Source organism: Pseudomonas sp. W15Feb34, from assembly GCF_023127765.1.
Classification (GTDB): Bacteria; Pseudomonadota; Gammaproteobacteria; order Pseudomonadales; family Pseudomonadaceae; genus Aquipseudomonas; species Aquipseudomonas synxantha_A.
This window is the reverse complement of record NZ_SPKN01000025.1, coordinates 185,351-197,544: the sequence shown is the minus strand read 5'-3', so window position 1 is coordinate 197,544 and position 12,194 is coordinate 185,351. Positions and strand designations below refer to the sequence as shown.

12 protein-coding genes are annotated in these 12,194 nt (G+C 60.8%); 6 read left to right on the top strand and 6 right to left on the bottom strand.

The genetic code is table 11. The features are described from left to right. The first annotated feature begins 18 nt into the window (after nucleotides 1-18). From E4O97_RS11745 to E4O97_RS11735, 3 genes are all read left to right on the top strand, one after another. Nucleotides 19-1,101 carry a hypothetical protein gene (locus E4O97_RS11745; protein WP_032878976.1) on the top strand — a complete coding sequence of 361 codons (1,083 nt, stop codon included), beginning with the start codon at nucleotides 19-21 and terminating at the stop codon, nucleotides 1,099-1,101. Between the two features lie 63 nt (nucleotides 1,102-1,164). Then, on the top strand, nucleotides 1,165-1,968 hold the full coding sequence (locus tag E4O97_RS11740) for a transporter substrate-binding domain-containing protein (RefSeq protein WP_032878974.1): 804 nt from the start codon (nucleotides 1,165-1,167) through the stop codon (nucleotides 1,966-1,968). Nucleotides 1,969-2,190: 222 nt separating this feature from the next. Continuing rightward, the gene (locus tag E4O97_RS11735) at nucleotides 2,191-4,074 is read left to right on the top strand and encodes a DEAD/DEAH box helicase (RefSeq protein WP_032878973.1); all 1,884 of its coding nucleotides are present in this window, start codon (nucleotides 2,191-2,193) and stop codon (nucleotides 4,072-4,074) included. Between the two features lie 185 nt (nucleotides 4,075-4,259). Here the strand turns inward: E4O97_RS11735 and E4O97_RS11730 are convergent, their stop codons facing one another. Together E4O97_RS11730 and E4O97_RS11725 are read right to left on the bottom strand one after the other, a co-directional pair. Further along, on the bottom strand, nucleotides 4,260-4,859 hold the full coding sequence (locus tag E4O97_RS11730; protein WP_014720298.1) for a YceI family protein: 600 nt from the start codon (nucleotides 4,857-4,859) through the stop codon (nucleotides 4,260-4,262). Nucleotides 4,860-4,891: 32 nt separating this feature from the next. After that, a complete protein-coding gene (locus tag E4O97_RS11725) occupies nucleotides 4,892-5,443 on the bottom strand; it encodes a cytochrome b (protein ID WP_032878972.1) in 552 nt (183 codons plus the stop codon). A gap of 272 nt (nucleotides 5,444-5,715) precedes the next feature. Here E4O97_RS11725 and E4O97_RS11720 point away from each other — a divergent pair, with 272 nt between their 5' ends. Further along, nucleotides 5,716-7,122 carry an adenosylmethionine--8-amino-7-oxononanoate transaminase gene (locus tag E4O97_RS11720; protein ID WP_216090424.1) on the top strand — a complete coding sequence of 469 codons (1,407 nt, stop codon included), beginning with the start codon at nucleotides 5,716-5,718 and terminating at the stop codon, nucleotides 7,120-7,122. Nucleotides 7,123-7,192: 70 nt separating this feature from the next. Continuing rightward, on the top strand, nucleotides 7,193-7,912 hold the full coding sequence (locus E4O97_RS11715; RefSeq protein ID WP_032878968.1) for a 16S rRNA (uracil(1498)-N(3))-methyltransferase: 720 nt from the start codon (nucleotides 7,193-7,195) through the stop codon (nucleotides 7,910-7,912). Nucleotides 7,913-7,921: 9 nt separating this feature from the next. Here E4O97_RS11715 and E4O97_RS11710 read toward each other — a convergent pair whose 3' ends face one another. The 3 genes from E4O97_RS11710 to E4O97_RS11700 are packed head-to-tail and all read right to left on the bottom strand — an operon-like array spanning nucleotide 7,922 to nucleotide 10,451. Next, nucleotides 7,922-8,824 (bottom strand): transporter substrate-binding domain-containing protein, encoded by a 903-nt coding sequence (locus E4O97_RS11710; RefSeq protein ID WP_078822546.1) that lies wholly within the window; start codon nucleotides 8,822-8,824, stop codon nucleotides 7,922-7,924. A gap of 24 nt (nucleotides 8,825-8,848) precedes the next feature. Beyond that, nucleotides 8,849-9,199: a RidA family protein gene (locus tag E4O97_RS11705; protein ID WP_248161386.1), complete on the bottom strand. Its 351-nt coding sequence runs from the start codon at nucleotides 9,197-9,199 to the stop codon at nucleotides 8,849-8,851. A gap of 10 nt (nucleotides 9,200-9,209) precedes the next feature. Beyond that, nucleotides 9,210-10,451: a D-amino acid dehydrogenase gene (locus tag E4O97_RS11700; RefSeq protein ID WP_228309071.1), complete on the bottom strand. Its 1,242-nt coding sequence runs from the start codon at nucleotides 10,449-10,451 to the stop codon at nucleotides 9,210-9,212. 108 nt (nucleotides 10,452-10,559) lie between these two features. Here E4O97_RS11700 and E4O97_RS11695 point away from each other — a divergent pair, with 108 nt between their 5' ends. Further along, complete coding sequence (locus E4O97_RS11695; RefSeq protein ID WP_032878961.1) at nucleotides 10,560-11,462, top strand: LysR family transcriptional regulator; 903 nt, start codon at nucleotides 10,560-10,562, stop codon at nucleotides 11,460-11,462. A gap of 24 nt (nucleotides 11,463-11,486) precedes the next feature. Here the strand turns inward: E4O97_RS11695 and E4O97_RS11690 are convergent, their stop codons facing one another. After that, on the bottom strand, nucleotides 11,487-12,104 hold the full coding sequence (locus E4O97_RS11690) for a hemolysin III family protein (RefSeq protein ID WP_005792233.1): 618 nt from the start codon (nucleotides 12,102-12,104) through the stop codon (nucleotides 11,487-11,489). Nucleotides 12,105-12,194 lie beyond the last annotated feature (90 nt).

Here is a 12,194-nt window from a genome sequence, read left to right as displayed (position 1 = left end):
CACGGAACCCCGCAGTCCATGAATACAGTGTCCCCGACTTCCCGCCCGCAACTGGTCTATCTGGTCTTCGGTGCCCAGACCTACCACCAGGAAGCGGTATTCAGCATCGCCAGCGCACTGGCGTTCCTGCAGGACACCCCGGACGCGAACGTGGACATTCAGGTGTTCACCGACAATCCAGAGCCTTATCACTTGCTGCCGGTACGCGTGCGCCCACTGGACGAGGCCACTCGCAAACGCTGGAGCGAGCCCCACGGTTATCATTTCCGCACCAAACACGTGGTACTGCGCCAGGTACTGGAAGAGTCGGAGGTGGCGCTGCTGATCGACACCGACACGTTCTTCCACCATTCGCCCATGGCCCTGTTCGAGCGCGTGCAGCCCGGCACCCTGCTGTGCAACGCCTTCTACACCAAGTACGGCGACAACCACGAAAGCATCCTCTACACCGCCCTGCACCAGCGCCTGCTGGAGATGGGCGTGGCCGACGATGACATGATGACCCTCAATTCCGGGGTCATGGGCCTGACCCAACAGGATGCACACATCCTCGACCGCTCCATCGAATTGATGGATGAACTGTTCCCCCACGCCCAGGGCGCCTACACCCTGGAAGAGTTCTGCCTGTCCATCGCCGCCTACCGCACCGTCAACGTGCGCGAATGCCCGGACCTGATCCACCATTACTGGAGCCGCAAACAGCTGTTCCGGGCCAAGGTCAAGGCGTGGATCGCCAAACACGCCAGTGCCCCAACCAGTGCGCAGGCCCTGGCCGATACCCGCCAGGTCTCCTCGCACCTGCCGCGCCCGCCGCGCTTGCAGCGCTTGATGTACAAGCTGATCACCCTGCTGCTGCCCAAGCACCAGCAACAGTTCATTCGTGAAATCCTCTATGGTTGCTACGAGCACGAAAACGAGTTCGATCAGGCCTGCGGTCCGGTTTGGTGGGACAAGGCACGACAAAACCAGGAAGAACGCCAGAAGCGCCCACTGGATGCCCACCAACTGGAACACTGGTTCGCCAACCCCGTGGTGCGGCTGATACTGGGCGAGCGTCGCGCCGCGATCCACGAACACTTGCTGGACGCTCCGGCGAAATAACACCGCCCGCCAATGCGCGTGGTAGAGCTTCTCTTTCTGTCGGGAGCGTCGTAACCTCAAGGTATGCCCGCCATTTTCAAGCTACTGACCGCCGTGCTTTTTTCTTGCCTGAGCCTGGTCGCTCATGGCGAGAAACTGCGCATTGTCACCGAGCCCTGGGCGCCCTATGTCTACGACGATAACGGCACCAGGGCCGGCCTGGATTACGAAACCACAGTGGCCGTGTTCCAACGTCTGGGCGTGGAAGTGCAATGGCAATTCCTGCCCTGGAAGCGCTGCCTGGCGATGCTCGAGCAGGGTCACGCCGATGGCGCGCTGGATATTTTCCACAGCCATGAACGCGACGCCCAGTTGCTCTACCCCAGTGAACCCTTGTCGGAAGTCGAATTCGTCCTGTTCTACGCCAATGATCGCCCTCACCCCGCCACAACCCTCGATGAGCTGCGTGGCCTGACTGTCGGCATCTCACCCGGCTACCTCTATGGCGAGACGTTCAGTGGGTCCAGCGCATTCGAGCGCGAGCCTGCCCCCAGCCATGAAGCCAATTTCGGCAAGCTGATGCTCGGACGCATCGACATGGTCGTGACTGACCGGCGAGTGGGGCAGCACATCATCAAGACGCTGGGCCTTGAGGGCAAAGTCAGCCAGGCGGCAGTGGTGGTCAGCCGCCAACAACAATTTCTCGCGGTGCGCCGTGGAGCCGGCATGGACCTGTTGGTACAGCGCTTTGCCGCCGAGCTCAAGCGCTTCAAGCAAGAGCCGGCCTATGCCGCCTTGAGCGCCAAATATGGTGGGATGCAGGCGCAAACCTCCCCGATATCAGCCTCCGAACACGCCGTTGAGCAGCAGGAAAGCAGCGCGCCGTGATTGCTCTGTTATACTCCGGCCTTTCCGCCAGGCTTACGCCCGGCCGCTCGGGTCTTGAAAAAGGCACCCAACCCAGCTACTGCGCAGCTTTGCAGCCCGCGCGAGCCGGTGGAGTGCCCGCCAGACACAGCAGGACCGGACGGGATTGCGCTCCCCTAAGCGCCATTCACGCCCGGCAAGATTATCCCTTTGGGCCAAGCCCTAACTAAAACAGGATTACTCATGTCCTTTGCTTCCCTCGGTCTCTCCGAGGCTTTAGTCCGCGCCATCGAGGCAGCGGGCTATACCGAGCCTACTCCGGTGCAACAGCGGGCCATTCCCGCCGTGTTGCAAGGTCGCGACCTGATGGTCGCGGCTCAGACAGGTACCGGTAAAACCGGTGGTTTCGCCCTCCCGATTCTGGAGCGGTTGTTTCCCAACGGTCACCCGGACAAATCCCAGCGTCACGGCCCGCGCCAACCGCGTGTACTGGTCCTGACCCCTACCCGCGAACTCGCAGCCCAGGTCCACGACAGCTTCAAGCTGTACGCCCGCGACCTGAAGTTCGTCAGCGCCTGCATCTTCGGCGGTGTCGGCATGAACCCACAGGTTCAGGCCATGTCCCGTGGCGTTGACGTACTGGTCGCTTGCCCGGGTCGTTTGCTCGACCTGTGCGGCCAGGGCAGCGTCGATTTGTCCCACGTGGAAATCCTCGTGCTGGACGAAGCCGACCGTATGCTCGACATGGGCTTTGTCCATGACGTGAAAAAGGTCCTCGCACGCCTGCCGGCCAAACGTCAGAACCTGCTGTTTTCGGCAACGTTCTCCCAGGACATCACGGCCCTGGCCGGCAAGCTGCTGCACAACCCGGAGCGCATCGAAGTCACGCCACCGAACACCACGGTCGAGCGTATCGAGCAACGCGTATTCCGCCTCGCCGCCAGCCACAAGCGCTCGCTGCTGGCGCACCTGATCACCCACGGCGCGTGGGAACAGGTGCTGGTCTTCACCCGCACCAAGCACGGCGCCAACCGCCTGGCCGAGTATCTGGACAAACACGGCCTCACCGCTGTTGCCATCCACGGTAACAAGAGCCAGAACGCTCGCACCAAAGCCCTGGCCGACTTCAAGGCCGGCACTGTGCGCATCCTGGTCGCCACCGATATCGCCGCCCGCGGCCTGGATATCGACCAGTTGCCACACGTAGTCAACTTCGAGCTGCCGAACGTCGATGAAGACTATGTGCACCGTATCGGCCGTACTGGCCGTGCCGGTCGTTCGGGTGAGGCCATTTCCCTGGTCGCACCGGACGAAGAAAAACTGCTGAAAAGCATCGAACGCATGACCAAGCAGAAAATCGCCGACGGCGACCTGATGGGCTTCGATGCCAGCGCCGTGGAGGCCGAGAAACCTGAAGCCCGCGAGCGTCCGGATGTGCGTAACCCGCGCAACCCACGCGGTCCGAAGGGCGATGGCCCGAACGGCGGCGGTGGTGGCGGTGGTCGTCGCGACAAAGGCAAGGACAAGGGCAAGGAAAAGTCCGCCACCAGCAGCCGAGGTGAACGCCCGGCCCGTGAGCAAAAGCCACGTGAAGGCACCCCGGCCCGCGAACAGCGCCAGCCGAGCCAGCCGCCACGCGCCGCCGCTGACCGTGCCCCGGACGAGTTCCTCGACGACGATGTGGATAACTTTGGTAACCGCGTCGACTACGTGCCCCAGGCCAAGCCGGCCCAGGGCCGTGGCCGTCGTCCAGGTGCCCCGGCACAAGGCGCCGGTGCGGGTGCTCCCCGTGGCGGCCAGCCTCAGGGCGGTCGCCAGAACGGCCCGCGCAACAGCAGCGGCGGCAGCACCGGTACTCCGCCTGCCAAGCGCAGCGGCCCGCGTAATGGTGCACCGCGTGACGGCCAGGCGCGTCGCGAAGATTCGCGCAGCAACAACCGCCGCCCGGCCCGTGACGACCAGCCACGCCTGTCCGAGCCAGCGGTGCAAAACCCGCGTGGTGGCCCGGCGCCGAAGATCATCCACAAGGAGTCGAAAGCTGATCGCTTCCCGACACCCGAGCAGTTGGACCAACTGCCAGGCCGTCCTCGTGGTGAGAAACCGGCGCTGCTGACCCGCAACCGCTGAGTTCCAAAGCCATAGGCGTTGACTGTTACAACGCCATTGCGGGCAAGCCCACTCCCACAAGGGAATGCATTTCAATTGTGGGAGCTGGCTTGCCTGCGATGAGGCCGGCTAGGCCGGCACGAATCGTCAGCCAAAAAAATGCCCCGCATCGAAAGATGCGGGGCATTTTTTATGCGCGGCGAAAATTACTTCGCTTTCACACCTTCAAACGTGATGTACAGCTGAACGTTGTCAGACTGTGGACCTACGTCCATACCGTCTTTGTTGAATTCCTTGCGGCTGATGTTGGTGGTGCCTTCAAAGCCGGCACGGTAGCCGCCCCATGGATCCTTGCCTTCGCCCAGGAACGTGGCTTTGACCAGGATCGGCTTGGTCACACCGTGGAAGGTCAGGTCGCCGGTCACATCAGCAGTCAGCTTGCCATCAGCATTTTTGCCAGTTGGCTTGACGCTGGTGGAGACGAACTTGGCATCAGGGAATTTGCCCGACTCCAGGAAGTCCTTGCTGTTGACGTGCTTGTCGCGCTCGGCGTGGTTGGAGAACACGCTGGCAGTACGCACGTTAACTTCAATCTTGGCGTCTTCCGGCTTGGCGGCGTCAAAGCTGAACTTGCCGTCCAGGTCCTTGAAGGTACCGGTAATGTAGCTGTAGCCCAGGTGGCTGATCTTGAAATCGACGAAGGCGTGCTGGCCTTCCTTGTCGATCACGTAGTCAGCGGCCATCGCCGAACCTGCGGACAGCAGAGCAGAACCGATTGCCAGCGCAGCGAGTGTTTTTTTCAACATGCTTTCTATTCCTTGTGAGTCGAGGTTGAACATCAGGCTTTGCGCCCCAGCATTCGTGTCAGGGTCGCATCACGATCGATAAAGTGGTGTTTCAATGCAGCCACGCCATGCAAACCGGCGAAGACCACCAACACCCAGGCCAGGTACAGATGCACCCAACCGGCTGTGTCTGCCTGGTCCGGTAGACCGGAAACCACGGCAGGAATTTCAAACAGGCCAAACACCGGAATACCGACACCGTCGGCGGTGGAAATCAGGTAACCGGCAATCATCACGGCAAACAGCCCCAGATACAGGAACGCATGGCCAAATGCAGCACCGATCCGCGTCATACGGCTATAGCTGGCCAGCGGCGGTGGCGGCGGGCTGACCAGACGCCAGACGATACGCACCAGCATGATGGCAAACAGCGTGATGCCAATGCTCTTGTGCAAGTCGGGCGCATCTTTGCGCCAGGCGCTGTAGTAGTCGAGGCCGACCATCCACAGGCCCAATGCGAATAAACCAAACACCACCAAGGCGACGCCCCAGTGTAGAACCATGCTGACCCAGCCGTACCGGGCGGGAGAATTGCGTAGCTGCATGTACTTAATCCCGTAAGAACTGTGCCCAAGACTAGCGTTTTACCTATCGAATTAAAGCGGAAAATTTCGCTTTGAAATATCGAGAAATACGATGAAGAGGCTAGGTATCATAAATTAACAAGGGATTAAGACTATTCCCAAGAAACGCGACAGACCGTCCTGCATTTACCGCCAATTGCCCCACAATGGCTTGTGACACGCGCCACCATTGCATAGGCTTGCGCGATTGTTTCGCCTGCGCGCGCCGCAGGATCGCTTCGAGGAGATCACCGATGGGCTTGAACAACCAGTGGATGCAACGCGACCTCGCGGTGCTGTGGCATCCCTGCACCCAGATGAAAGACCACCAGCAACTTCCGCTGGTCCCGATCAAGCGCGGTGAAGGCGTATGGCTGGAAGACTTCGAAGGCAAACGCTACCTCGACGCCGTCAGCTCCTGGTGGGTCAACGTGTTCGGCCACGCCAACCCGCGCATCAACCAGCGCATCAAGGACCAGGTCGATCAGTTGGAGCATGTGATCCTCGCCGGTTTCAGCCACCAGCCAGTGATCGAGTTGTCCGAGCGCCTCGTGCAGATGACGCCTGAAGGCCTGACGCGCTGCTTCTACGCCGATAACGGTTCATCCTGTATCGAAGTCGCATTGAAGATGAGCTTTCACTACTGGCTCAACCGCGGCCTGCCGAACAAGAAGCGCTTCGTCACCCTGACCAACAGCTACCACGGCGAAACCATCGCCGCGATGTCGGTAGGCGACGTGCCGTTGTTTACCGAGACCTACAAGGCGCTGCTGCTCGACACCATCAAAGTGCCGAGCCCCGATTGCTACCTGCGCCCCGACGGCATGAGCTGGGAAGAACACTCGCGCAACATGTTCCTCGCCATGGAACAGACCCTGGCTGACCACCACGATACCGTTGCCGCAGTGATTGTCGAGCCACTGATCCAGGGCGCCGGCGGCATGAGGATGTACCACCCGGTGTACCTCAAGCTGCTGCGCGAAGCCTGCGACCGCTACGGCGTGCACTTGATCCACGACGAAATCGCCGTCGGCTTCGGCCGCACCGGCAGCATGTTCGCCTGTGAACAAGCCGGCATCCGCCCGGACTTCCTGTGCCTGTCCAAGGCCCTCACCGGCGGCTACTTGCCGCTGGCCGCCGTGGTCACCACCGAAGATGTCTACAGTGCCTTCTACGACGACTACCCTACCCTGCGCGCCTTCCTGCACTCCCACAGCTACACCGGCAACCCGCTGGCGTGCGCGGCAGCCTTGGCGACGCTGGATATCTTTGAAGAAGACAACGTCATCGAAAACAACAAGGCCCTGGCCCAGCGCATGGCGACCGCCACCGCGCACCTGGTGGACCATCCTCACGTTTCGGAAGTGCGCCAGACGGGCATGGTGCTGGCGATCGAGATGGTGCAGGACAAGGCCACCAAGGCCGCCTACCCGTGGCAGGAACGCCGTGGCTTGAAGGTATTCGAACACGCACTGGAGCGCGGCGCGCTGTTGCGGCCACTGGGCAGCGTGGTGTATTTCCTGCCGCCCTATGTGATTACACCGGAGCAGATCGACTTCCTGGCCGAAGTGGCCAGCGAGGGGATTGATATCGCCACTAACAGCAACGTCAGTGTGGCTGTGCCGAAAGATTTCCATCCTGGCTTTCGTGACCCGGGTTGATACCAACCCCTGTAAGAACCGACTTGCCACAGCAAGCTCGCTCCTGCATACACCTCTTCAGAGAACAGAAATGAGACTGTCCCGCTTTTTCACCGACACCCCGCTGAGCCTCGGCGATCACGAACTTCCTGAAGCCCAGGCGCATTACATCAGCCGTGTGTTGCGCATGGGTGAAGGCGATGCCGTGCAGCTGTTCGACGGCTCTGGCCAGGAGTTTAGTGGCACGCTGCTGGAAGTCGGTAAAAAACGCGTCACCGTGCAACTGACGCAAAGCTTTGCCGGCCAAGATGAATCGCCGCTGCATATCCACCTCGGCCAGGGCCTGTCCCGGGGTGAGCGCATGGATTGGGCGATCCAGAAGGCCACTGAACTGGGCGTCAATGCGATCACACCGATCTTCAGCGAGCGCTGCGAGGTGCGCCTCAAGGACGAACGCGCCGACAAACGCCTGCTGCACTGGCGTCAGGTTGCCATCAGCGCGTGCGAGCAGTGTGGGCGTTCAACGGTGCCGGTGATTCACGCACCGGTGTTGCTGGCCGACTGGCTGAAGCAAACTGAAGCCGACCTGAAACTGGTACTGCACCCAGTCGCCGAGCCGATGATCAGTCACGCGAAGCCTTCGAGCCTGGCGTTTCTGATCGGGCCGGAAGGTGGCTTGACCGACGGCGAAGTCGACACCGCCCAAGGCGCTGGCTTCCATGCTGCGCGGTTGGGGCCACGGGTATTACGTACCGAAACCGCGCCCGTGGTGGCTCTGTCGGTCGCCCAGCAACTCTGGGGTGATTTCTAAACGGAGCGATCACTCCACCGGATCACTCACCGGCTTGGCAATGATCGCCTTCAACTCGCTGGTCATCGGGAATTCCAGGTTCAGGCCCTTCGGCGGGATCGGCTGCTCAAACCAGCGCTGGTAAATCCCGTTGATCTCTCCCGAACGGTACAGATCACCCAAGGTCTCGTTGACCACGGCGAGAAACTGCGGATCGTCCTTGCGCACCATGCAGCTGTAGATCTCCCGCGACTGCTCCTCGCCCACCACCACCCAGTGGTGCGGGTCCCTGGCCTTGGCGCGCTCGCCGTAAAGCAACGCATCATCCATATAGAACGCTACCGCACGGCCGGTCTCGAGCATCTTGAACGCTTCGCCATGGTCCTTGGCACTGATCACGAACATATTGGCTTTGTGTTCAGCGTTGTAACTTTTGAGAAAGCGTTCATTGGTGGTGCCGGCAGTGGTCACCACGTTCTTGCCCTTGAGGTCGGCAAAGCCTTTGATCCCGCTGTCCTTGGCCGTTAGCAACTGCCCCTTCACGTAGATGAACCCGTAGGAGAATGCTACCTGCTTCTGCCGCTCGGCGGTCACGCCGGTGGAGCCGCACTCCAGGTCGACGGTGCCGTTCTGCACCAGCGGAATACGGGTTTGAGAAGTCACCAGGTTGTACTTCACCTTGAGCTCACTCACCCCGATTTTCTGCTGGATGCGCTCGACAATCTTGCTCGCCAGGTCCACCGAGTAGCCCATCGGCTTGCCACTGTTATCCCCAATGTAGGAAAACGGCACCGACGCATCGCGATACCCCAGGGTGATGGCCTTGGCGCTGGCGATCTTGCTCAAGGTGCCCTCCAGAGGCGCTTCGGTCGCATGGGCGTTTGCGCTCAAAAAAAGTCCAAGAGCGCAGCCGGTCAACAGGATTTTTTTCATTGTTATTCTCCGTTGGTAGATCGGTTATTTACGTACTGCAATCACGCTGATTTCCACCAGTACACTCGGTCGCGCCAGCTCTGCTTGCAGGGTGGTACGCGTGGGCGCCATGCCTGGCGAAAGCCATGCAGACCAGGCTTCATTCATCGGCGTAAAACCGGTACTGATGTCCTTCAGGTAAATCGTCGCGTTGAGCAGGTGATCCTTGTCACTGCCCGCCTCGGCCAACAGCGCGTCGATCCTGGCCAACACTTCTCGGGTTTGGCTGCCTACGTCCTGGCCATCGCCCGGTACCTGGCCCGAGAGAAACACCAAATCCTTGAAGGTCACGGCAGCGCTAAGACGCTCGCTGCTGTTGATTCGGGTGATAGTCATGGCTGCATCCTCAAGCGGCGCGGGGCGCCAGGCCCTGCATATCAATGGAAGGAACATGCTGGCTGATCAACTCAGCCAATAGCTGGCCACTGCCACAGGCCAGGGTAAAACCAAGCGCGCCATGCCCCAGGTTCAGCCACAAGTTGCGGTAGGCGCTGGCACCGATCAATGGCACGCCCGTCGGTGTTGCCGGGCGCATACCGGCCCACTCGACCGCGTGGGCGTAGTCACCGGCCAAGGGAAACGTCTCCAGCGCCTGGCGCTTTATCAAGGCCAGGCGCTTGGGCTCAAGACGCGCATCAAAGCCGACAATATCCACCATGGCCGCGATCCGCAGTTGCTCACCAATGCGCGCGTAGACGATCTTGCGGTCATAGTCGGTGATGCTCACGTTCGGCGCCTTGTGCTGAGCGCCGATCGGCACGCTCAGGCTGTAGCCCTTGAGCGGGTACAGCGGCAGCGACAAGCGCGGCAACGCCAACTCGGCGCTGCGATGCCCGGCAGCCAGCACCAACTGTTCGACCGGCATCACGTCATGGCCCATTTCGATGGCCTGCACCGCACCGTCGGCGTGACGAATCCCGGTAACCTTGCGACCCAGCAAAAATGTACAACGCCCTGAAGCCTTTAACCGAGCTGCCAGCCGTTGGCAAAAAGCATGACAGTCCGCCACTTCCTCATTCGGGGTATAGATGCCGCCGACAAACCCACCTGCCGCCAACGCCGGTTCCAGGTGCGTACAATCCACCGCAGACAGCACCTGCTGCTGCAGGACGTCGGTGACCTTGCTGCGTACACGCTCAAACGTCTCGGCATTGCGAAAGGTCACCAGCTTGCCGTTGCGCCGCCAGTCAAAGCCGTCCAAGCGATCATCGACACGCCATTGCTGCAAGGTGCCTTGACTCAGGCTCGCCAGCCGCAGCAAGTGGGCAGCGTTGCGCTTGTTTACCGAGCCCCGGCAGGCACCGATGAACGCGGCCATCCAGCGCCATTGCTGGAGGTCAAGCCGTGGGCGCAGCTTCAGCGGCGAGTCGCCGCGCAACAGCCACCCAATCGCTTGCAGCGGCACGCCCGCGTCGGCCAATGGCGCAACATAGCGATAGGACAACTGCCCACCGTTGGCGAAACTGGTTTCGCTGCCCAAGGTATCGCGGGCGTCGATCACCGTTACCTCATGGCCAGCCCGTACCAAAGCATAAGCACTGGCCAAGCCGATAACCCCACCACCGATGATGCAAACCTGCCTGGCCATCCCAGCCCCCGACCGTTGATTAACTGAAGACCAAGCGTAGGCGCAGGTGACAGGCCACCGACAATGAATAAAGATGGGTCACCTATAAACAAAGGTTATGGACTTGCCATGCGCTTGCGTCATATCGAAATCTTCCAGGCCATTCGCCAGACTGGCTCGATCAGTGCTGCCGCGCAGTTGCTGCACGTCTCGCAACCAGCGGTGACCAAAGTGTTGCAGCACGCCGAATTGCAGCTGGGCTTTGCGCTGTTTCTGCGGGTGCGCGGCAAATTGCAGCCCACGCCGGAAGCCCTGGCACTGGAAAGCGAAGTCGAGAAAGTCACCGAGAGCTTGCAAGGTGTAAGGCGTCTAGCCAAGAGCCTGCGCCGCGCCCCAGGGCAAAGCGTGCGCATTGGTGCGATTCCGGCGTTGGCCTTGTCGCTGCTGCCTCCGGCGATTCTGGAATGGAAGCGCGAATACCCCGACATGGCTTGCGAGCTGTCCAGCGACCATAGCCGTGAGCTGGTCCAGAAGCTGCTGATGCGCGAAATCGACCTGGCGCTGACCCTCAACTTTTCCGGCCATCCTGGGTTGACCACCCAGGTGCTGGCCAATGGCGTGCTGGTTGCATTGGCGTCCAAGGGCTATTGGTCGGCGGCTGAAATCAACCAGCCATTGCCGCTGAGCGAACTGGCGGGCGCGCCATTGATCGGGCTTTCCAGTGCTGATCCGCTGGCGACCAAGCTGGACAGCTACCTGGAGAACGTCGATCCACCGCCACGCGTGACCATCTCGGTACAAACCTATTCCCTGGCCCGGGCGATGGTGGAGTCCGGCGCCGGTTTGACGGTCATTGACCCCTTTACCGCCCTCGGCGCATCGACGGCAACCACCTGCATCCGCACCCTCACGCCCCCCCTGCCGATCACCCTCTACGCCCTGACCCGTGGCGATGAACCGCCGCCGCATATGCTCGCCAAGCTGCTGCAGATCTTCGGCATTCGTGCCTGTGAGCTACTGGCACGTCTCTAATACCACCGAAGCCCCCTCCCACATTCAAAGCACGTAATGCATGATCGCCACAAAATGCAGGAGGCTGCCGCCAATCACAAACAAATGCCAGATCCCATGGGAATGGCGCAGGCGATCTTCCAGGGCAAAAAAGATGATGCCCACGGTGTACAACACGCCGCCCGACGCCAACCAGATAAACCCTGCCGTGCCCAGCGCCGCTATCAGCGGCTTGACTGCCACGAGTACGATCCAGCCCATCACCGCGTAGATCACGATGGACAGAATCCGCGCCTCCGAGCGCGGCTTGATCTCTTGCAGGATGCCGATCACCGCCAGCCCCCACACAATCCCGAACAGCGTCCAGCCCCAGGGCCCGCGCAGAGTCACCAGGCAAAACGGTGTGTAGCTGCCGGCGATCAACAGGTAGATCGAAAAATGATCGACCTTTTGCATGATCTCTTTTCGCCGCCCCCGCACGCTGTGGTAAACGGTCGACGCGCTGTACAGCACCATCAGGGTAAAGCCATAAATCGCCACGCTGACGATCTTCCAGGGGCTGCCGTCCAGGCTCGCCACCACCAACATCCACACGGCGCCAATACACGCCGCGACTGCACCGAGCAAATGGCTCCAGGCGTTGAACCGTTCCCCGTGATACATCTATCGTTAACCTCCCCTCATCGTTGACGACTGGCGGCAAGCCTCCAGCCTTGCGCATAAGAGTGCAAGCAGCGTGTGACGTTCCAGCGA